This window comes from Gilvimarinus gilvus, from assembly GCF_030518155.1.
Classification (GTDB): domain Bacteria; phylum Pseudomonadota; class Gammaproteobacteria; order Pseudomonadales; family Cellvibrionaceae; genus Gilvimarinus; species Gilvimarinus gilvus.
This window is the reverse complement of record NZ_JAULRU010000583.1, coordinates 91,440-111,234: the sequence shown is the minus strand read 5'-3', so window position 1 is coordinate 111,234 and position 19,795 is coordinate 91,440. Positions and strand designations below refer to the sequence as shown.

The 19,795-nt window shown below is 51.8% G+C and carries 19 protein-coding genes; 5 read left to right on the top strand and 14 right to left on the bottom strand.

What is annotated here, in order from left to right:
• Positions 1-5: 5 nt before the first annotated feature.
• The 3 genes from prfB to cueR all read right to left on the bottom strand — a co-directional run bounded on the left by prfB (position 6) and on the right by cueR (position 2,738).
• A protein-coding gene (prfB, locus tag QWI17_RS14330; protein ID WP_302723204.1) for a peptide chain release factor 2 occupies positions 6-1,101 on the bottom strand; the annotation gives its coding sequence in 2 pieces (ribosomal slippage) (positions 6-1,028 and positions 1,030-1,101; 1,095 coding nt in all).
• A gap of 121 nt (positions 1,102-1,222) precedes the next feature.
• Positions 1,223-2,317, bottom strand: coding sequence for a permease (locus QWI17_RS14325; RefSeq protein WP_302723203.1), 1,095 nt, complete (start codon positions 2,315-2,317; stop codon positions 1,223-1,225).
• Positions 2,310-2,738 carry a Cu(I)-responsive transcriptional regulator gene (gene cueR, locus QWI17_RS14320; protein WP_302723202.1) on the bottom strand — a complete coding sequence of 143 codons (429 nt, stop codon included), beginning with the start codon at positions 2,736-2,738 and terminating at the stop codon, positions 2,310-2,312. Before cueR ends, QWI17_RS14325 begins: the two co-directional genes overlap by 8 nt.
• Positions 2,739-3,025: 287 nt before the next feature.
• On the opposite strand from cueR, the gene QWI17_RS14315 reads away from it, so the two are divergent.
• A complete protein-coding gene (locus QWI17_RS14315; RefSeq protein WP_302723201.1) occupies positions 3,026-3,265 on the top strand; it encodes a 4-diphosphocytidyl-2C-methyl-D-erythritol kinase in 240 nt (79 codons plus the stop codon).
• 14 nt (positions 3,266-3,279) lie between these two features.
• Here QWI17_RS14315 and QWI17_RS14310 read toward each other — a convergent pair whose 3' ends face one another.
• A complete protein-coding gene (locus QWI17_RS14310; protein WP_302723200.1) occupies positions 3,280-3,534 on the bottom strand; it encodes a DUF4404 family protein in 255 nt (84 codons plus the stop codon).
• Positions 3,535-3,650: 116 nt separating this feature from the next.
• Between QWI17_RS14310 and QWI17_RS14305 the strand changes: the two genes are divergently transcribed.
• The 3 genes from QWI17_RS14305 (at position 3,651) to QWI17_RS14295 (ending at position 6,650) form a co-directional block, all read left to right on the top strand.
• Positions 3,651-4,076, top strand: a complete 426-nt coding sequence (locus QWI17_RS14305; protein ID WP_302723199.1) for a GtrA family protein — start codon at positions 3,651-3,653, stop codon at positions 4,074-4,076.
• Between the two features lie 4 nt (positions 4,077-4,080).
• Positions 4,081-5,037: a glycosyltransferase family 2 protein gene (locus tag QWI17_RS14300; RefSeq protein ID WP_302723198.1), complete on the top strand. Its 957-nt coding sequence runs from the start codon at positions 4,081-4,083 to the stop codon at positions 5,035-5,037.
• A 170-nt stretch (positions 5,038-5,207) separates the two neighbouring features.
• On the top strand, positions 5,208-6,650 hold the full coding sequence (locus tag QWI17_RS14295) for a DUF4013 domain-containing protein (protein ID WP_302723197.1): 1,443 nt from the start codon (positions 5,208-5,210) through the stop codon (positions 6,648-6,650).
• A gap of 20 nt (positions 6,651-6,670) precedes the next feature.
• Here the strand turns inward: QWI17_RS14295 and QWI17_RS14290 are convergent, their stop codons facing one another.
• The 3 genes from QWI17_RS14290 to QWI17_RS14280 form a co-directional block, all read right to left on the bottom strand.
• Positions 6,671-7,996 carry a rhomboid family intramembrane serine protease gene (locus QWI17_RS14290; protein WP_302723196.1) on the bottom strand — a complete coding sequence of 442 codons (1,326 nt, stop codon included), beginning with the start codon at positions 7,994-7,996 and terminating at the stop codon, positions 6,671-6,673.
• A gap of 119 nt (positions 7,997-8,115) precedes the next feature.
• Positions 8,116-10,584, bottom strand: coding sequence for an ABC transporter permease (locus QWI17_RS14285; protein WP_302723195.1), 2,469 nt, complete (start codon positions 10,582-10,584; stop codon positions 8,116-8,118).
• 9 nt (positions 10,585-10,593) lie between these two features.
• Complete coding sequence (locus QWI17_RS14280) at positions 10,594-11,274, bottom strand: ABC transporter ATP-binding protein (RefSeq protein WP_441294592.1); 681 nt, start codon at positions 11,272-11,274, stop codon at positions 10,594-10,596.
• A gap of 69 nt (positions 11,275-11,343) precedes the next feature.
• On the opposite strand from QWI17_RS14280, the gene QWI17_RS14275 reads away from it, so the two are divergent.
• Positions 11,344-11,970 carry an arylesterase gene (locus tag QWI17_RS14275; protein WP_302723193.1) on the top strand — a complete coding sequence of 209 codons (627 nt, stop codon included), beginning with the start codon at positions 11,344-11,346 and terminating at the stop codon, positions 11,968-11,970.
• A gap of 24 nt (positions 11,971-11,994) precedes the next feature.
• Here the strand turns inward: QWI17_RS14275 and recJ are convergent, their stop codons facing one another.
• The 7 genes from recJ to trmD all read right to left on the bottom strand — a co-directional run bounded on the left by recJ (position 11,995) and on the right by trmD (position 19,762).
• Positions 11,995-13,725: a single-stranded-DNA-specific exonuclease RecJ gene (gene recJ / locus QWI17_RS14270; RefSeq protein ID WP_302723192.1), complete on the bottom strand. Its 1,731-nt coding sequence runs from the start codon at positions 13,723-13,725 to the stop codon at positions 11,995-11,997.
• A gap of 120 nt (positions 13,726-13,845) precedes the next feature.
• Entirely contained in the window at positions 13,846-15,243 is a 1,398-nt protein-coding gene (gene thrC / locus QWI17_RS14265) for a threonine synthase (protein ID WP_302723191.1), read from the bottom strand.
• A gap of 41 nt (positions 15,244-15,284) precedes the next feature.
• The gene (locus QWI17_RS14260; protein ID WP_302723190.1) at positions 15,285-16,595 is read right to left on the bottom strand and encodes a homoserine dehydrogenase; all 1,311 of its coding nucleotides are present in this window, start codon (positions 16,593-16,595) and stop codon (positions 15,285-15,287) included.
• A gap of 94 nt (positions 16,596-16,689) precedes the next feature.
• Positions 16,690-17,475, bottom strand: coding sequence for a thioredoxin fold domain-containing protein (locus tag QWI17_RS14255; RefSeq protein WP_302723189.1), 786 nt, complete (start codon positions 17,473-17,475; stop codon positions 16,690-16,692).
• A gap of 83 nt (positions 17,476-17,558) precedes the next feature.
• Positions 17,559-18,470: a site-specific tyrosine recombinase XerD gene (gene xerD / locus QWI17_RS14250; RefSeq protein ID WP_302723300.1), complete on the bottom strand. Its 912-nt coding sequence runs from the start codon at positions 18,468-18,470 to the stop codon at positions 17,559-17,561.
• Positions 18,471-18,626: 156 nt separating this feature from the next.
• Positions 18,627-18,980 carry a 50S ribosomal protein L19 gene (gene rplS, locus QWI17_RS14245; protein ID WP_302723188.1) on the bottom strand — a complete coding sequence of 118 codons (354 nt, stop codon included), beginning with the start codon at positions 18,978-18,980 and terminating at the stop codon, positions 18,627-18,629.
• A 32-nt stretch (positions 18,981-19,012) separates the two neighbouring features.
• Positions 19,013-19,762, bottom strand: a complete 750-nt coding sequence (trmD, locus tag QWI17_RS14240) for a tRNA (guanosine(37)-N1)-methyltransferase TrmD (protein ID WP_302723299.1) — start codon at positions 19,760-19,762, stop codon at positions 19,013-19,015.
• Positions 19,763-19,795: the final 33 nt, after the last annotated feature.

Sequence of the window (19,795 nt, the reverse complement as noted above, 5' to 3'; positions counted from 1 at the left end):
TTGGGTTAGAGTCCAGCCTTAAGGCTCGCTTCGATAAATAAGTCCAGGCCACCGTCGAGAACGGTTTGACAGTTGCTGGTTTGAACGCTGGTACGCAGATCCTTGATACGCTGGTCATCCAATACATAGGAGCGAATTTGACTGCCCCAGCCGATATCCGACTTAGTATCTTCCAGGGCCTGCTTGTCAGCGTTGCGCTTTTGAATTTCCAATTCATATAATTTAGCACGCAGCATTTTCCATGCCTTATCGCGGTTGGAGTGCTGCGAGCGTTCACTTTGACACTGCACGACGGTATTAGTTGGCTCGTGTGTCAGACGCACCGCGGAGTCAGTTTTGTTCACGTGCTGGCCGCCTGCTCCGGACGCGCGATAAGTATCGGTACGCACTTCGGAAGGATCGATATCGATTTCGATATTGTCGTCAATTTCGGGCGAGACAAAGACCGAGCAAAATGAGGTATGGCGACGGTTGCCAGAATCAAACGGTGATTTGCGCACTAAGCGGTGCACGCCTGTTTCCGTGCGCAGCCAACCAAAAGCGTACTCACCTTCAAAGCGAATGGTGGCACTTTTGATACCCGCCACGTCGCCAGCAGAGGCCTCCTCTAAACTGGTTTTAAAGCCTTTCGCTTCACCCCAGCGCAGATACATGCGCAAAACCATTTCTGCCCAATCCTGCGCCTCGGTGCCACCGGAGCCCGATTGGATATCCAGATAAGCACTGTTTTCATCCATTTCTCCGGAAAACATGCGGCGAAACTCGAGCTTCTGTAACTGCTGGTCGAGCGCTTCGATCTCTTCGATAACCTCTGCCAGGCTATCCTCGTCGTTTTCTTCTTTGGCCATATCCAGCAATTCGGTTAGATCGCTGACACCGGCACCCAGATCATCAATGGTTTTGACAACCGCCTCCAGCGACGCGCGTTCTTTACCCAGCGCCTGGGCGCGTTCCGGCTCACTCCAAACGTCCGGTTCACCGAGCTCCAGCTCAACCTCCGTCAGGCGTTCTTGCTTGGTATCGTAGTCAAAGATACCCCCTAAGCACGTCAGTGCGCGCCTGAAGGTCTTTTAGGGCCGTTAACTGCGGATTAATTTCCATGGATTCTCGCTGTCAAAATTGAATACAAAAGCGGCGCATTCTAACGTAGAAACGCCTCGCAAACTACCGTTTGCAAGGCGTTCTGGCCTACACTCACCGCGCCGGGCGCGCTTTTGGCAGCCTACCCGGCGAGATTGAGGACAACGGCAACCACAAGGACTTGCGGTAACACCACTAGGGGTAAAAAAAGCGCTGTTTTCCACGACTTCATGGTGTCTTTAATGACCATGATTTCGGTGTAGTCAGTCGCCACTCCGGCCATTAGAAACAGGAAACTGTTGCCAGGTGCCCGCGCCCGGTTCATTAAGTCAGCCGCTATGGGAGTCGACCCCTCGGAGCACACCTCGATGATGGTTGCGGCGACCGCTGTTAGCAACAACCCCACAAAGGTTGGTCCAAACCACTCGGCAAATATTTCTGTGGGGACAAAAGCCCGAATAACAGAGGCTAATAACACACCAAACAGCAACCAGCGCAACACCATGCGCGACCCTTTCAGCCCTTGCCTGCCGAGCTCAGCGAAGGCCTGAGGCGTCACCTGTATACTGCGGAGCAACTGCTTAAACTGCGGCCCAATCGGATTGGCGTCTGATCCCACCTCGGTATTTGCATTACACTCCAGCCGTTTGCGGGCAACCAAGGCATCAAAAATCAGCCCCGCAATAACCGCGATGACCATCGACAATACGATGAACGCCAGTGTCCACGGCAATCCGATCAAGGCAATCATCACCAAAGTCAAAGACAGCGAGTTCCAGGGGCTGGCAATCAAAAAAGCCATGACCTGACCAAGGCTTGCGCCCTTTTGGTAGAGTTTCATGCCCACCATCAAAATGCCATGGCTGCACAAATCGAGAAACACGCCGGCCGCCGTCGCCCGCAAAATGCCCGTTACTGTACCTCCGCGCCCAAGCAGTGACGCTACCAGCGATTGCGGTACAAAATGCAACAGACCCACAAATATCACGCCCAGCGCAACACCCCACCACATGGTATTGAGCAGCTCAAACACGCCATGCGAAAGGTGCATCAACCACTGCGGCAAAGCAAGTGGAGACAGGTAAAGCAAATAAAGTACTGCGCAGGCACTGAGTGAGCCCCACAATAAAAAATCGGCTTGCGATTTCCCGGACTGAGCATCCGCCTCACAACAACTGTGGGAACTACCTGCAGCAGCGGGCGTGTCAGGCTTTTCGCTGTGGCAATGATCAACCATTTTCATCCTCCACTAAAGTAAATCGCATACCGGTGTTGGCCGAGGAAAGATCTTGTAATATCGCACATTCTGGGCCTTCATCTCCCTGACAGCGATCTGCCAATTCCAATAAGGTATTGCGCATTTGGGTCAGGTGTACCAGCTGCTCATCTAATTGCGCCACTTTCTGTAGTACTTGCTGCTTTACGTCCGCACTGTGACGCGACTGATTGTTGAGCAGCGACACCAAATACCGACACTCCTCCAGAGAAAACCCCACTCGTCTGGCGCGAGCGAGCAAATTTAGCTCTTGTATCGCCGCAGAATCGTACTCGCGATATCCATTATCACGACGCAGACTTTGCACTAAGCCCAACGACTCATAATAGCGTATCGATTTAGCACTAAGCCCCGTAGCTCGGGCAGCCTCACCAATCTTCATTGCATATTCCCTCGTCCGTCATCCGTCATCCGTCATCCGTCATCCGTCATCCGTCATCCGTCATCATACTAAACCTTCCAGTAAGGTTAAGGTCAAGCTCGTATTTTACGTAAAACTGCCAACGATTCGACGTTAAATGGATATTAATCGGTGTAAAATAACGTGAAAAAGCCCAAAAGCCAGCAAACTAAACGTGACGATTCCTCATATTAATCAGATACTTAGAATATACTCTTGACAATTTTTCTCAGATATACACAATAGTGTAAGGATAACGCTAAAAGTAAATGGTGAAAGTGATGGAATATCTGGACGTATCGCACCCAGAGTGGGCCAAAATGTGGGACGAGCTAGCAGGCTATCGGCTCAACGATGGCGATCACCTGTGCATCAACGAAGGCTTTTGCTGGGAATATATGGGTTCGACGATGGACCATCATCACCTCAAACACATTTTGCACCCGGCTACAGGAAAAACCGAGTATATGTATATCGAGCGCGCTCGCGCCGCTGTAGGCTGGGCTTAACGCCCAGCCCCGTGTCACACTCCCATATTTTTCAGGGTCGTTATGATTTGGCCCAATACCGCAGAAACTTGCGGGTGCTCTCCTTCAAACTCTTCCAGCATAGACTCCAGTGTATCTAACGGCTTGGGGTCGGGTTCTTCCTGCGTACCTTCAGCGTGAGTGTGCCGGGTAAGCTCTGCCATTAAACGCTGCTGAGCTGGGCTCTCTTCGTCAGAACCAAAAAGCTCATGTAAGCGCCCGATCAACTGGTTAAGATTTTCCTGTGCCATACACCACTCCTCATATTTATCTTGCGTTGCGTACAGTTATTGCCCGCAGCGTGATATAACGTTCTTTCACTATAGCCAGAGACCAAATCCAACGTCCACCAGGAAATGGCATCTTGATGAACTTCGACCAGACCGAGCCAAATAAAACTGTGATAAAAACATACCTTAAGCGTCTTTACCAAATGCGCTTTGGCCGGTTTTTACTCGTAGGCGGCGCTGCTACAGGGCTGCAATATATTCTACTTATTCTGTTCGCCGAACTAACGCCTCTACCCCATGTGTACTGCTCTGCAATGGGCTATGCTGGATCTGCCATATTCAACTATTTGGCAAACTATTACTTCACCTTTCAGGCAACCGGCGATCACAGCACTGCCAGTGCGCGCTTCGCCGCTACCGTTGTCATAGGTCTGGCCCTCAATACAATAGCGTTTTATCTGGCGCAACAGCTATTCCCGCACTATATATTCTCGCAAATTGTCGCCACCGGCGTTACCCTAAGCAGCAACTATCTATTGCATAAACATTGGACCTATCGATAACATCATGGAAAACACCTCTTTGGCCATTGTCGTGCCGTGCTACAACGAAGAAGAAATGCTGCCAAGCAGTTTACCTGTATTGCTGGCCACTTTGAATGACTTAGTAGCGCGCAACAAGATAAGCGCCGACTCCAAACTCTACTTAGTGGACGATGGCAGTACAGACAATACCTGGGAGCAAATTGAGCGGGCCTGCAGTGATCATCAAGGGCAAGTCGTAGGATTCAAGTTATCACGCAATCGCGGCCACCAGTATGCACTGATTGCAGGATTAGAAAACTGCGTTGGGGACATCATCGTGAGTATCGATGCCGACTTGCAGGATGACCCGAGTAACATTGAGAAAATGGTGGATGAGCACCACAAAGGCAACGATGTCGTGTACGGTGTTCGCGCCGCACGTGATGCCGACACCTTTTTCAAGCGCGCCACCGCCGAAGGGTATTACTCTTTAATGCGCCGCATGGGAGTCGACCTGGTTTTTAATCACGCCGACTTTCGCCTAATGTCTCGCCGCGCACTAAACGCAATGCTGGAATACCGAGAGAGCCAACTGTTTTTACGCGGTATTGTCCGGGAGGTAGGTTTTCCATCCAGTACTGTCGAGTATGACCGTCAAGTGCGGGTTGCCGGTGAAAGTAAATATCCATTACGCAAAATGCTGTCACTCGCCTGGAGCGGCATATCCAGCTTCTCCACCGCGCCATTGCGAGCCATTACGGTGTTGGGAATTTGCGCCAGCGGCTTATCCATGCTGATGATTGTATGGGTACTGGGAATTCGTCTGATTGGTGACACCGCCATTCCCGGCTGGGCATCAATTCTTGCCCCGCTACTTTTTATCGGTAGTGTTCAACTTTTGAGCCTTGGAGTAATAGGCGAGTATTTGGCCAAAATCTACAACGAAATCAAACAAAGGCCGCGTTATCACATTAGCGAGAAACGCGGCTCTATAAAATAGCGCTTAGCAAGCTCTCGCCATTTCAATAGCGACCTTACGTTAACAGCGAAACACTCGTTTTCTCTGCTGGCGTTCAACATTCTGATATAATGCGGAAAATAACTCAAAATATGTGACTTTAGATATCAAAGCTTACGTAACTAGGCTTTGCCGTACAGGGAGTGTAAGCTATGGCCAAACTAGACTGCGACTTTTTCCCGGGGACATCCGCGCGCTGGAACTGCCCCGACTGTCAAACTTATTATGGTGAACGATGCATTCCCGAAGGGGACAGCCACCACTGGGGACGCAAGGGCCCTTTATGTGTGCGCTGTGAAGCCTCCCTGAATGACTTGGGGCTTGCTACCGATGCGAAACCCTTCTGGCAACGGCTGCCGCATTTTTTAGCTTATCCTTTTCAATCCCAATCCCTATTGTTAATAGCGCTTGTGACTCTCTTACCAATGATCATTCAGTCCGGGCTTCTGGGACTTCTGGTCAGTTTGTTTTGCCTCGCCACCGTGATTAAGTACGGCTTGGCCATAATTACAACTCGCGGCGAAGGTGTAACGGCGGCCCCCGCAATAAGTTCAATTTTACAAGGCGACGAGCATCACCTTTTTCTCCGTCAAATAGGCCTTTTTGTATTAATGGGCCTCGCGGTGCTCATAGCCAGCGGTATATCAAGCTTATTTGGGTTACTTATTTTAGCGTTCATGGCATTCGCCTTACCTGCCAGCGTGGTTGTTCTGGCCGTAGATAAGTCCATCCGGCGCGCCATAAACCCTTTCAATCTACTGCATTTTATGCTGACAATTGGCTGGCCCTACCTGTTGCTTTGGTTTTGCTCACAAGCGGTAGCAGCCGGTCCCTATGTGATTGCAGACTTATTTATGACGCCGCAAGGCAGCGTAGAAACCGCTTCAGAGGAGCCATCTTTTATCGCCATCGTTTTGCTCAATAGTATTTCCAACTACTTCACACTGGTGTTATACGCAATGCTTGGGTATGTACTGTATGAATACCAAAGTGAACTGGGCTTTGTCAGCAAAGCGCGCCAGGAGAGTGATTTAGATGAGCAACAATTTTTACGAGCCAAAGCACTAGGCAGCACCGCGGTACTCATCAGCGACCAGCAACATGAAAAAGCCCGAAAAGTTCTGCGCCAAGCTCTTGAGGACGTTCGTGATGACATTGAACTGCATCTGCAGTATCACAAACTGCTAATGCTGCTAAACGACGATCAAGCATTGGTGAACCATGGTCAATACCTTGTCGATTTAATGTTTGAACAGCAAGCGCCGGCGAAGGCAACTTCGATTGTACTTGACGTGCAATCCCGACACCCCACTTTCAAATTGGAAAGCACTCGTAGAGCACTGGTAGTCGCCCAACATTTGGTTCGACAGGGGCATTTCCGCAATGCTATTAGGCTTTTTCACAACCACCACAAATACAGTCCGAATGACCCCTTACTTCCCGCCGTCTATTTGTTAACTGCCAAGGTGTTCTCGGAGAATCTTAACGACGATGAGAAGGCGTGCGCTATAGCCCGCTACATACTGAAAGTAAAACCCCAGTGCTCAGAACGGCAGCAATTTGAAAGCCTACTTGAATTTATCTCTTCAACTTAGTCTGAGGACCCAGAATCCCTTTAAGTGAGCATGCGAGGATTTTGACCTTTAGCGTTGGCAAAATCGAGCCACTGGCGTGCCACACTGGTTTGCCCAGCACGCTTATAAGCATTGGCGATCGCTAATGAGGCCTTTGCGGTCAAAGCCGGCGTCTTGGGTGAGAGCTGTTTGTACTCATGCAACAATTCGCCGGCCCGCTCTACCCACTCCTGTGACGGTGAAGGTTGCGCTACAAAACGACGAACAAAGGCCAAAGTTTGCTCATGAAAAACACGCTGTGCGGGCTGCAGCTTATAAAGCTGGAAATTTAGCATCCAAGGCTCAGGACTATCTGGATACTGCTGGCATAAAAGGCGCACACGCCGACGCGCCTTATCAAAATCTAGCTGCGCCCGGGCGGCCTTAACTTCACCCAACTTGCGTTGCAAGTCATCCCCTTGCTCAGCCTCCTCCTCTTTTTGAGAAAATTCTTGCCGAGCAGAAGGCAGAAGCAGCATTAATCCTGCCCCCGCTAACAGCCCACCGACATGCGCCCAATAGGCCGTATTGGATTCCACAAAAAAATGGCCATACAGCTCTTTTCCAATCCATAACGGAAAGACCCACAGTGCCGGCGCTTTGAACTCTCCAAAATAAAAGAATATGGCATAAAAAAAGCGAATAGTGCGCAATCGATACAGCGCTAAATACATCCCCATCAAACCAGAGATAGCACCTGAGGCACCGACTAATGGCACCCACGAGTTAGAGTTAAAGGCAATGAACAGGAGGTCAGCCGACACCCCACTTACTAAGTACATTCCCAGAAAAACCCATGGACGAAGTGCCATCTCCAACGTAAAACCAAACAGAAATAAGAACACCATGTTGCCAATCAGGTGTTCCCATCCACCATGCAGAAACATGCTGGTTAAAAACGTAATCGGCTTAGATTCTGCGGGCGTCAGCCCCGCCGCAATAGAGCTTGCCCGATTGCGCAAGGATTCAAACTCTAGCCTATGTTGTCGCCACTGCGGGAAGGTCTGCACATCAATAGCACCCTGCTCCCACCGCTCTTGCAAATAAGCATCGAAGGCTCGATCAAAGAGCACATAATTGACGAGCTCTTGCGCTTCTATATCAACAGGAGCATCGAGCGGAAATTGTTCGGCATGATAGTCGCGATAGAGGGGGAGCTCAGCAACACCTAACTGGTAGTCTTGATAAACATCCCCAGCCAAAGCCAATTTGTCATTGTCCGGGGATTGATAAAGCAGAAAAACGAGCACATTGACACAAATCAATGCCAGTGTGATCAAAGGGGGGCGACTCCAGTCGGGCCGGCCTTGGATGGGGACAATAAGCATACGCACTTCCGTGTCAGGTGACGTCTCGACGACACCTTAACATTAAATATTTCGCCCCACTATCCTAGCAGTAGTGCCTGCAATCGAAAAGAGCGTTGTTTGCTGGCTCACTGGCTCGACTAGAGCGCCTCGCGCAGTACCGTCGCCGGCGGCGTGGTAACCGAATGCCGACAACTAATGGCGCCCAAGCTGCTTACAAACAAGGCACCCGCAATGGGTGTTGCCAACCAGTAAAAATAATGTGGTTGCACAGGAACCCGAAACACATATACCTGTAAGCCGAGCAACAATGCCTCTGAAGCAACGACGGCGATAAAGCCCGCACAAAAGCCCAACAGTGCAAACTCAATCCAGATACTCCCCACCAGCAAGCGACGCGGCGCGCCTAGGGCCCGAAGCAAGCCGGCCTCTTGCTTTCTGGCATCGATACTACCGGTTACTGCGGCGATCAATACTAAACACCCGCCCAACAGCACCATCAATAAAACCAGCCCCACGCCATCGCTAACCTGTGCAACAATGTCGCGAATCTGATTGATAATACGATCCAACTCAAGTACCACGATCGTCGGGTAGCGAGTTAACAGCGTGTTAATAAACTGCTTTTTTTCAGGGGGCAAGTACACACTGGTCATATACATGGGTGCGTAATCATCTAACGCGCCCGGCTCAAAAATAAAATAAAAGTTGGGCCTTAGTGATTCCCACTGTAGCGATCGAAAGCTCGCCACTTCGGCCTGTGCGATTAAGCCGCCAATCGAAAAGGTAAGTTGACTGCCAAGCTCAATCCCCAACCGCTCTGCCACTTCGTGTTCAACTGAAACACCTGGCAGCTGCGAGCGCTGCCAGGTATCCCACCACTGTCCGGCAACCACCTCGTTGTCCTCCGACAACTCACCCGTCCAGGTTAAAGACGCCTCTCGGTTTAGGGTGTCTTCGGGCTTTGGCTCGCCATCAATATGCGTTAAGCGACCGCGCACCATTGGAAACAGTGGTTCTACCTTTAGCTCGTCATCGGCCAACAGCTGTTTAAAGTCGTCAACCTCGCTCGGCGCAACATTGATTAAAAAGTGATTCGGCGCATTCTCTGGCACCTTCACCTGCCACTCTTCAATCAACGAAGTGCGCACGATAGTCAGAGTCAGTAGCAACATAATGGCGGTCGCGAAAACCACCACCTGCAAAACGCTGGCACCCCGACGACGCTGTATGCTCGCCCAGGCTAAACGCCAGCGACTACCCGCCTGCGCGCCCGCCTTTTTTCCCACAGCAAGCAACCCGAAGGCCATGCCTCCGGTCAGCACACCCACCACCGCCAAGGCCGCCAGAACGGTAACCCCTAAGGTTAAATCGCGTCCGAACACGCCAACCAATATCACCAGCACCAAGCTCGCCATGGCTATTTGCCAACCGACAGCCCCTTTACTGACACTTAACTCCTGGCGTAGAACTTTAATAGGTGGCACCTTCGGCAAAAACCACAAGCTGGGTAACGCAAACCCTACTAATGCTAACGGCCCACTCAGCAAAGACAAAATAAACGGGGTTATCGTGGCTTTGGCCATGGTTACTTGATAGATATTGTGTACAATCTGGGCGATTAACGCCTGTAAGCCTGCACCAACGGCTAGCCCGAGCAATGACGCGACAGTCGCCAGCAGCAACAGTTGCACCAGATAAAGCTGTCTGATCCGCTGAGAGGATGTGCCAAGACTTTTCAACAAAGCCACCTGATTGACATGGCGCTCGGCGAACTGGCGCGCCGCCAAAGCAATAGCCACACCTGCCAACAAAACACCCATGATAGCCGCCAGTACTAAAAAACGGCGGCCGGTTTGCAAGGTCCCTTGCAAACGGCGCTGAGCATTTTCAATGTCCATTACCTCGTCGTGATCGGACAGTTGCGGCTCGAGCCAACTCATAAATGCGTTCATATCGGATGAGCTGCCGGCCAGCAACCATTGATACTCAACACGACTGCCTGGTTGAATAACGCGAGTTTTTGCCAGATCCTCCCAGTTCATGATGATGCGAGCTCCCATCATACTAAACGGGCCGCTTCCATCGGGCTCGCTCACCACCACCTTAGTCGCCACAAGCTCATGCTCGCCGACTTGCAGCGATTCGCCTAATTCGATATGCAGCAGGGGCAACAACCTGGAATCCACCCAAATTTCTCCAGGCGCAGGAACGCCTTGGGCGCGCTCAATCAAAGCAGGGTCGGTGGCGAAAGGCGTTGTACTGACGTCAATGTAACCTCGCAAAGGATAGTTATTGGCCACCGCCTTAACCGCGGCCAAATGCATTTCATCGCCAGCAAAGATCATGGATGAAAAGTGTGCGACGCGCGAGTAACTAACATCGTCACGCTCAGCCTGCACCTCCCACTCTTTTTTGTGAGCTTGATTGCTTTTGACTAAACGGTCGGCGCCAAGTAACGAGTTGCTCTGCTCAAGCAAAGTGCCTTCCAATCGATCGGTAAAGAGCGCAATGGCGCTAACGACGGTAACCGCCAGCGCCAGTGCTACCGCCAGTAATTTAATTTCACCACTGCGCCAATTGCGCCAAAGTAAATGCCAAGCTAACACAGCAACCCCCTATTCAACGGCGGCTGAGCCGCTGATCATTAATTCGCCCGCGGCTAATTGCACTTGTCGGGCACAGCGGTTGGCCAAACGCTCTTCATGGGTAATCAAGACCAAAGTGGTACCCATTTCTGCATTGAGTTCGAACAATAAGTCGTTAATGGTATGGCCGGTGGTACTGTCGAGGTTCCCGGTGGGCTCATCGGCAAACAGAATGTCGGGCTTACAGGCAAACGCGCGGGCTATGGCTACACGCTGCTGCTCGCCGCCCGAAAGTTGCGGCGGATAGTGGCTTAGCCGCTCTCCAAGCCCTACTCGCTGCAAGTACTGAGAGGCTTGATCGTGGGCGTCGCGATCGCCACGCAGCTCCAGCGGCAACATGACATTCTCCAGAGCAGTGAGCCCGGGTAGCAGCTGGAAAGATTGGAATACAAAACCCACATGATCGGCGCGCACCTTAGCTCTGCCCTCTTCGTCCAGCGAGTTCAAGGCGATTTCTGCCAACTCGACACCGCCTGCCGAGGGAACATCAAGGCCTGCAAGCAATCCAAGTAACGTGGATTTACCGGAGCCGGAGGCGCCGGTAATGGCCAGACTCTCACCTTTTACCACGCGCAGATTAATGTCTTTAAGAATGGTAAGATCACCGGCTGAGGTGGTGACTGTTTTGCCCAATTCAGTGGCTTGAATCATATACGCCATGAGGTCTCCCAGAAAGCGCCGGTACCCGGCACAATGCGATTAGTTTTTTTGGATTCTACTATGCTCAAAAGGTTTAGACGTTTAATTTTGGTAAATGGATGCTTTGCTCTGCTGCTATTTACACATATTGTCGCAGCCAGCGATAAAACCATACTGGTAATGGGCGATAGCCTGAGTGCAGGTTACGGTATCGACCTCCAACAAAGCTGGGTCCAACAACTGCAAGACAAGCTGAGCCGCGAGCAACGCGCTTACACAGTGATCAATGCCAGTGTCAGTGGGGAAACGACCACCGGCGGTGCAGCTCGCCTGGCCAGACTACTGCAGACACACAAGCCAGAATTGGTACTGCTGGAGCTCGGCGGTAACGACGGCTTACGTGGCCAACCCATTAAAATCATGCGCAGCAATTTGAGCCAGATGATTGAGGCCTCACGGGCTATTAATGCGAAGGTGGTATTGGTGGGCATACAAATTCCACCCAATTACGGTGCGCGTTACGCCGGTGCTTTCGCCAACATGTTCCCAGCACTGGCACAGGCCCACGACATTGCCCTGGTGCCATTTTTATTGGAGGGAGTGGCGCTTAACCCAGAGTTAATGCAAAGCGATGGCATCCACCCGGTTGCCGAGGCTCAGCCCTTAATGCTGGGCAATGTCTGGCCGGTACTGGAGCCGTTACTGTAAAACCCACGGTCAACGAGTAACCGGCTAGAGGGCCTCGATATAATCGACCAGTAACTGGACCGATTCGCGACCCCGGTACTCGTTGACATTGAGCTTGTAGGCAAGCCTGAGCTTACTGGCGCCACTGTTCGGCCACAGGGCGGTATCCACGTTAAACGCAATAGCATCAATCAGTTGCTGACGAGCCTCATCCACGGCCAGTAACAGTTTCAGGTGTTTTTCACCAACGATACGCTGCTCGACAACATAAAAATCGCCGTCGAATAGTGGCTCTGGAAATTGCTGCCCCCAAGGACCGGCATCTCGCAACTGATGCGCTAGATCAAGGGCAAATTCGGCGGGCTCAAGCTCGCCATCACTTAACAAAACAGCCTGTAAGTCATCGGCACAAAGCTGGCGTTTTATCTCGCTGTCAAATGCATGACAAAAATCTTGGTAGTGATCAGCCTTAATGCTCATTCCCGCCGCCATGGCATGGCCACCAAATTTTTGCAGTAATTCAGGGTGGCGCGCCGCCACGGCATCGAGAGCATCGCGAATATGTAATCCGGGAATAGAACGCGCCGAACCTTTAATTTCGCCCTCATCCGAATCGGCAAATACAATCACCGGCCGATGAAAACGGTCTTTGATGCGAGAGGCGAGAATTCCAATCACCCCCTGATGCCAACTGGCGTCGTAAAGACACAAACCCCAGGGCATATCCTCGTCATCATTGACCTGCAATATGTCCAACATGGCAAAGGCTTCGCGCTGCATACCAGACTCAATAGCCTTGCGGTCCCGGTTAAAACCGTCCAACTCGGCGGCCAGTTCGCGCGCCTGCACGGGATTGTCAGTGAGCAGGCACTGAATACCAATACTCATATCATCCAGGCGACCCGCGGCATTAAGGCGTGGACCAATGGCAAACCCCAAATCACTCGCCACTAAACGCTCTTTAGCGCGCCCCGCCACCTCAAGCAAGGCGAGAATCCCCGGGCGCGCAACACCGGCGCGAATTCGGCGCAAGCCCTGCTCCACCAAAATACGATTGTTACTATCCAGTGGTACGACATCGGCAACCGTTCCCAACGCCACCAAATCGAGATAGTTCGCCATATTGGGCGGCTCGACGCCAAGCTCTTTAAACCAGCCAATATTCACTAACTCATTTTTAAGTGCATTCATCACATAAAATATAACGCCCACACCGGCTAGGTTCTTACTGGGAAACTCACACCCGGGTTGGTTTGGGTTAACAATGGCTTCGGCCTGGGGCAGTTGCGCACCCGGCAGGTGGTGGTCCGTCACGACCACCGCGATCCCCAATTGTTGCGCCGCCGCCACCCCCGCTAAACTGGAAATGCCATTGTCCACCGTAATAATGACATCGGGCTGGTAGCCGGCGGCCACCTCGACAATTTCAGGCGTAAGACCATAACCGTATTCAAACCGGTTAGGCACAAGAAAATCTACATGGCGAGCGCCCATAGCGTGTAACGCCAATACCGACAGCGCCGAGCTGGTTGCGCCATCGGCATCGAAATCCCCTACAATCAATAAACGCGCGTCCGCCACCACAGCATCGGCCAAAATGGCAGCGGCCTCCTCCAATCCCTTCATCGTAGGTTTAAACAATCGTTTAAGCGTGAGATCTAACTCCTGCACCTGAGAGACGCCACGCACCGCGTACAAGCGTTCTAGCAAGGGGGGGAGTCCGGTGCCGGACAGTGGCGAGCTGGGCGCCGCGCGCCGTTTGATTAGTTTTTGCATGGAGAAAGACTCGTCGGATGACTGAAGTCGGAAGTCGGACGCAATAGCAACTCACTGAAGCTACTACTGCGCCATCAATGAAAGCGTCTGACGTCTGGCCTCAGACATCAGACTTATTCATCAACAAGCCAAATGACCGGTCATAAATTTATGGACGGTTTCGGCGTCATTTGGCAGTACTTCATAGCGCTCTTCACGCTGGAACAAGTCAGCCATATGGTGTGGCAGTTTGGGTTCTTCATCCTGACCGGCTTTTTGCACCGCTTCCGGGAATTTAGCCGGATGCGCCGTTGCCAAACACACCATAGGTACGTCTTGGTTACGGCGTGTTGCGCGCGCCGCTTCGACGCCAATCGCCGTGTGCGGATCGAGCAGGTATTCGGTTTGCTCAAATACATCGCGAATAACATCCAGCATCCTTGTGTCGTCAACTTTATAGCTGGCAAATAGCTCGCGCGCGCCAGACAGAGCCGTCTCACTCAGATGCATTGCTCCGGACTTAAAGTCTTCCATCAATGTCGCTATGGCGGCGCCGTCGCGGTCATACAACTCAAACAGCATTCGCTCAAAATTACTGGACACCATAATGTCCATACTGGGCGACAGAGTATGATGCAACTCTTGCTTGCTATGATCGTTGGCACTGATACAGCGATGCAAAATATCGTTGCTGTTGGTGGCAATGATCAACTGATCGATAGGCAGTCCCATGCGTTTGGCCAGATACCCGGCAAAAATATCACCAAAGTTACCGGTCGGAACCGAGAATGACACTGGACGGTGCGGCCCACCCAACGCCAGAGAAGCGTAAAAGTAGTAGACGATCTGCGCCATAATGCGCGCCCAATTAATGGAGTTAACCGCCACCAACTGGCGCCCTTCAGGCAAGAAAGACTGATCGGCAAAACTCGCCTTAACCATGTTCTGGCAGTCGTCAAAATTACCGTCTAGCGCAATATTGTGCACGTTATCTTCCAGCACGGTTGTCATCTGACGGCGCTGGACATTCGACACCCGGTTATGTGGGTGCAGAATAAAAATATCGATATTCTCACAGCGCCGACAACCTTCAATCGCCGCCGAGCCGGTGTCACCCGAGGTGGCCCCCATCACGACAACTTTTTGATCGCGCTTTTTCAGAATGTAATCAAGCAAATGGCCGAGAAACTGCAATGCAAAATCTTTAAACGCCAGAGTCGGCCCCTGGAACAATTCTAAAATCCATTCGTTATGGCCAGTTTGCACCAGTGGTGCAATGGCGTCGTGACGAAAGCTTGCGTAAGCCTTTTCAATCAGAGCTTTCAGGTCGTCATCGGGAACTTCGCCGGCGACAAATGGCTTCATAATATTAAAGGCCAGCTCTTGATAGGAAAGACCTGCCCAACTGGCAATTTCTTCCTTGCTGAAGTTTGGCAAAGTTTCCGGCACGTACAAGCCGCCGTCGGACGCGAGGCCAGTCAGTACTACCTCTTCAAAAGAAAGCGACGGCGCTTGGCCGCGAGTGCTAATGTATTTCACGTTATTAACCTGAGTAATTCTGTTGTTGTCTTGAATAGTGCTTATTTTAACGGTTCCAGGCGAATTCGGGTAATCGGACCGGTAATTGAGCTCAAAGCTTCAATTTTACTGATCGCTGTCGCCAAATCTTTCTCAACGGCACGGTTGGTCAAAAGAATCAGGGGAACAATCTCTTCATCATCGTCCGCCTCTTTCTGGATAAGCGCCTCAATACTGATGCCCGAGTCACTCAAGATAGTGGCTACTTGCGACAGCACACCTGGCTTATCAAGGGCCGACATGCGCAAGTAGTAGGCGGTATCCACCTCGTCTATCGGCATGATCGCGTCGTCAGCCAAGCTGCTCTGGTGGAAACCCAGATAAGGCACCCGGTGTTCCGGGTCGGCGGTTAAGGTACGCGCCACATCGACAATATCCGCGATCACAGAGGAAGCTGTAGGCTCAGCACCGGCGCCGGCGCCGTAATACATGGTTGGACCGACAGCATCACCCTTCACCATAATAGCGTTCATCACGCCATCGACGTTAGCCAGCTGCTGGCGCTCAGGAATCAGCGTTGGGTGCACGCGCAGCTCAATGCCATCATTGACGCGACGGGCAATACCCAAGTGCTTAATACGATAGCCTAGCTCATCAGCATAGGCCACATCTACCGGCTCAATCTTACTGATGCCTTCGGTAAAAACTTTTTCAAACTGCAGCGGTATACCGAAACACATGGACGCTAAAATGACTAATTTATGGGCGGCATCAATACCTTCGACATCAAACGTAGGATCGGCTTCGGCGTAGCCCAGCTCCTGAGCCTCCTGAAGGACATCAGCGAAGTCGCGGCCCTTATCGCGCATTTCTGTCAAAATAAAGTTGCCAGTGCCGTTAATAATACCGGCCAACCACTCAATGCGGTTTGCCGACAAGCCTTCGCGAATCGACTTAATAATAGGGATACCACCGGCTACGGCCGCTTCAAAGGCGACAGTGACGCCCTTCGCTTCCGCGGCGGCGAAAATTTCATTGCCGTGCTCGGCGATCAGCGCTTTATTGGCGGTAACGACGTGCTTGCCGTTGTCTATCGCTTGCATCACCAGCTCACGGGCAACCGTGGTGCCGCCAATCAGCTCGACCAGCACATCGACATTGGGGTTAACAGCAACATCGAAAATATCGCGAGTGACATTCAGTGCAGACATATCCACATGAACATTATCGCGTCGGGCACCCACCTGCTCGATAATAATTTCGCTACCGGCACGGGCATTGATGACGTGCTGATTGCGCGCCAGTACATTGATGGTGCCACTGCCTACGGTGCCTAGACCGCAGATGCCTAATCTGACCGGTTTCAATTTCATATCCTCTTAATGGGGGGCAAAGAAAAGACAGCAACCATACTCAGAGCATTGGTTGCTGTCAATTATCCAACAAATGGGTTGGGGTGGCGCGGAATTACTCGCCTTCGGTAATAGTGTTTAACAGACGCTCGGGAGGTAAGTACCCCAAAAAGAAGCGGCCATCGGGCAGTAAAATAGCAGGCGTTGCATTCACCCCCAACTCACCACCTTTAACATATTGACGGGCAACGGGAGAGGCCTCACAAGATTTGGGCTCCACTTCCTGCAAGCTTTTTAGCTTGTCGAGAGCTTCTTGCTGATTATCGGCACACCAGGCACTTTCAAGCTTGGCAGCAGACGGGCTGTTCGCTCCGGCGCGAGGATATGCCAGGTAGCGAATCTCGATACCCAAATCGTTGTACCCGGGTTTTAGTTCACCGCGTTCCCGATACTCATGCAACTGGCTGTGTAACCGCCGACAATAACCGCAGTCGACATCAGTAAATACATAGGCGACGTGCTTGGCACCCTCTTCAGGAGCGAAGTTGATCGATTCTGTAACCTCTAGATTAGCCAGAAATTCCTTGCGAGCGTTTTGCAAATAGGGGTCTTGTACTGCGGCCAAACCACCGGGGGTAATTTCGTAGGTGTCACCCATCACAGCGTATTTGCCGTCCGGGGTTACCATCAAAGTCGGCCCGCCGACTACCTGCACGGTATACAAACCATCAACAACAGATGGACGAATCGGCCCCAGCTGTGCATCACCAACAATTTGCTTCAGAGCCGCTGAAATCGCCTCTTCGGGAGTCGACTCGGTCGCCTCCTGAGCCTGAGCGATAGTCGCTACTGACGCCAGCGCACAGGCCATAAAACTGAAACGTAAACGCTTAATCCACATAACTAAATCTCTGTCTCTTTGTGTGTGGCAGTGTAACACACTCCAACCTCGCTCAAACCCTTGCCAGGGCAACGCCTCGGGGATTATCCGCGCGGGTGGTGCGTCTTGTGTAAACTCTGCATTCGCGCCTGTGCCACATGGGTATATATTTGAGTCGTTGACAAATCACTGTGCCCCAACAACAACTGAACCACTCGTAAATCCGCTCCATGATTAATGAGGTGAGTGGCAAATGCATGGCGCAAGGTGTGCGGGGACAACGGCTTTTCTATGCCCGCCACTTTGGCCCAATATTTAATACGATGCCAAAAGGTTTGCCGGGTCATTTCGCGCCCCCTGATACTGGGAAATACCGTCTCTATTGGCTGGCGTCCTACCAATTCTGGACGTCCCTGACGTATAAAGCGATCCAACCAGTAAGCCGCCTCCTCCCCCATAGGCACCAAGCGCTCTTTACTACCCTTACCCAGCACTCTCACCACGCCTTGACGCAAGTTCACCATGGGCAAGGTCAAACCCGTTAATTCTGACACCCGCAGCCCACAAGCGTACAGCAGCTCCAGCATGGCTTTGTCACGCACCCCGACACTATCTTCTAAATCGGGAGCGGCCAGTAAAGCTTCGACATCTTTTTCGGTCAGAAGTTTAGGCAGTGACCGAGGCAATTTGGGATTATCGATGCCCGCCAGCGGATCTTCAGTAAGATCACCCTCGCGAATTTGGTAGCGGTAAAAACCCCGCAAACAAGACAGCAGTCGTGCCGTAGAGCGACTTGAGTAGTTTTGCCCGTGGCGCCAGGCAAGGTAGGCCAGAATATGGCGCGTATTCGCGCTGCTTAAATCGGCAATTGCCTGCTCACCGAGCCAGGCTCCAAAGTGCACCAGATCCCGGCGATAGCTTTGCTGGGTGTTTACCGATAGACCTCGCTCCAACCATAGACTGTCGAGATACTGATCAATAGCGGTTGACACACGAGCGGATACTTTTTTTACCATGTCATCCCCAAGCACAGTGCTTTGCTGCATTATCCCGCGCCCGCACTAAAACACCAACCCCACACCAAGGCTAAATACCAGGCATAAAAAAAGCCGGCTCGACGCCGGCTTTTTTGAGTCCTAAATGGAGACCGCCGCAAACAGCAGCCGCACCAATTAGGCGCCCAGCTTTTCTTTAATACGTGCAGCCTTACCAGTCAGATCGCGCAAGTAATACAACTTGGCCTGACGCACGTCACCGCGACGCTTAACTTTAATGCTGTCAACCTGGCGGCTGTGAGTTTGGAAAGTACGCTCTACACCAACACCGTAAGAAATTTTACGAACGGTGAACGCAGAGTGCAAACCACGGTTACGCTTAGCGATAACAACACCTTCGTAGGCCTGCAGACGCTCGCGGTTACCTTCGGTTACTTTTACCTGAACCACAACGGTATCACCCGGAGCGAATTCTGGTACGTCTTGCTTGAGCTGTTCGTTTTCGAGCTCTTGAATAATTTTGTTGGTCATCTCTAATCTCCTGAGATTCTGTAGCTTCACAGCTAGAGTGAGTCGTTTTCAAGGTCCCGACGAAAGTCCGTCAACAGCGTTTGCTGCTCCTCGGTTAAGTCTTTTTGTTGCAACAAGTCTGGCCTTCTCAGCCAGGTTCGCCCCAACGCTTGTTGTAAGCGCCAGCGCCGAATTTTTTGGTGGTCACCAGAGAGTAAAACCTCCGGCACCTTTGCCCCCTTTAGCACTTCAGGGCGCGTGTAATGAGGGTGATCCAAAAGCCCATCGCTAAAGGAGTCCTCTACAGCAGACTGTTTATCCCCGAGTGCTCCGGGCAACAGACGGATCAGTGCATCCATCAGCACCATCGCCGGCAGCTCGCCACCGGACAGTACGTAATCCCCGATCGACCATTCCTCGTCAACCACAGACTCTATCAAGCGCTCGTCAATGCCTTCGTAGCGTCCGGCAATTAATATTAAATTGCCTTCTTGACTCGCCATCGACTGCGCCGCCTGCTGCGTAAATGTCTGCCCTTGCGGGGACATGTACACAACTTTCGCCACACCGGTCCAGGCTCTGGCAGCCTCCACTGCGTCGGCCAGCGGCTGAACTTTCATCAACATGCCAGGGCCGCCGCCGTATGGGCGATCATCTACCGTGCGGTGCTTATCGAAGGTGAAGTCACGGGGGTTCCAGCATTTGATGGCGACCCTTGCATCTTTCACCGCCCGCGCGGTTATACCACTTTCAGTCAGGGCCGCAAACATGTCCGGAAAAAGCGTAATCACGGCCAATTTCATTGGCTCTGGCTCCGCTTTACTGGTCACTGCGCC

Coding starts and splice junctions, on each gene's coding strand:
- QWI17_RS14295 (WP_302723197.1), top strand. CDS start 5,208: ATGGCCAAACTAGACTGCGACTTTTTCCCGGGGACATCCGCGCGCTGG.
- QWI17_RS14275 (WP_302723193.1), top strand. CDS start 11,344: ATGCTCAAAAGGTTTAGACGTTTAATTTTGGTAAATGGATGCTTTGCT.
- recJ (WP_302723192.1), bottom strand. CDS start 13,725: ATGCAAAAACTAATCAAACGGCGCGCGGCGCCCAGCTCGCCACTGTCC.
- QWI17_RS14305 (WP_302723199.1), top strand. CDS start 3,651: ATGAACTTCGACCAGACCGAGCCAAATAAAACTGTGATAAAAACATAC.
- QWI17_RS14255 (WP_302723189.1), bottom strand. CDS start 17,475: ATGTGGATTAAGCGTTTACGTTTCAGTTTTATGGCCTGTGCGCTGGCG.
- QWI17_RS14310 (WP_302723200.1), bottom strand. CDS start 3,534: ATGGCACAGGAAAATCTTAACCAGTTGATCGGGCGCTTACATGAGCTT.
- rplS (WP_302723188.1), bottom strand. CDS start 18,980: ATGACCAACAAAATTATTCAAGAGCTCGAAAACGAACAGCTCAAGCAA.
- QWI17_RS14260 (WP_302723190.1), bottom strand. CDS start 16,595: ATGAAATTGAAACCGGTCAGATTAGGCATCTGCGGTCTAGGCACCGTA.
- QWI17_RS14280 (WP_441294592.1), bottom strand. CDS start 11,274: ATGATTCAAGCCACTGAATTGGGCAAAACAGTCACCACCTCAGCCGGT.
- cueR (WP_302723202.1), bottom strand. CDS start 2,738: ATGAAGATTGGTGAGGCTGCCCGAGCTACGGGGCTTAGTGCTAAATCG.
- QWI17_RS14325 (WP_302723203.1), bottom strand. CDS start 2,317: ATGGTTGATCATTGCCACAGCGAAAAGCCTGACACGCCCGCTGCTGCA.
- QWI17_RS14315 (WP_302723201.1), top strand. CDS start 3,026: ATGGTGAAAGTGATGGAATATCTGGACGTATCGCACCCAGAGTGGGCC.
- QWI17_RS14300 (WP_302723198.1), top strand. CDS start 4,081: ATGGAAAACACCTCTTTGGCCATTGTCGTGCCGTGCTACAACGAAGAA.
- xerD (WP_302723300.1), bottom strand. CDS start 18,470: ATGGTAAAAAAAGTATCCGCTCGTGTGTCAACCGCTATTGATCAGTAT.
- QWI17_RS14290 (WP_302723196.1), bottom strand. CDS start 7,996: ATGCTTATTGTCCCCATCCAAGGCCGGCCCGACTGGAGTCGCCCCCCT.
- trmD (WP_302723299.1), bottom strand. CDS start 19,762: ATGAAATTGGCCGTGATTACGCTTTTTCCGGACATGTTTGCGGCCCTG.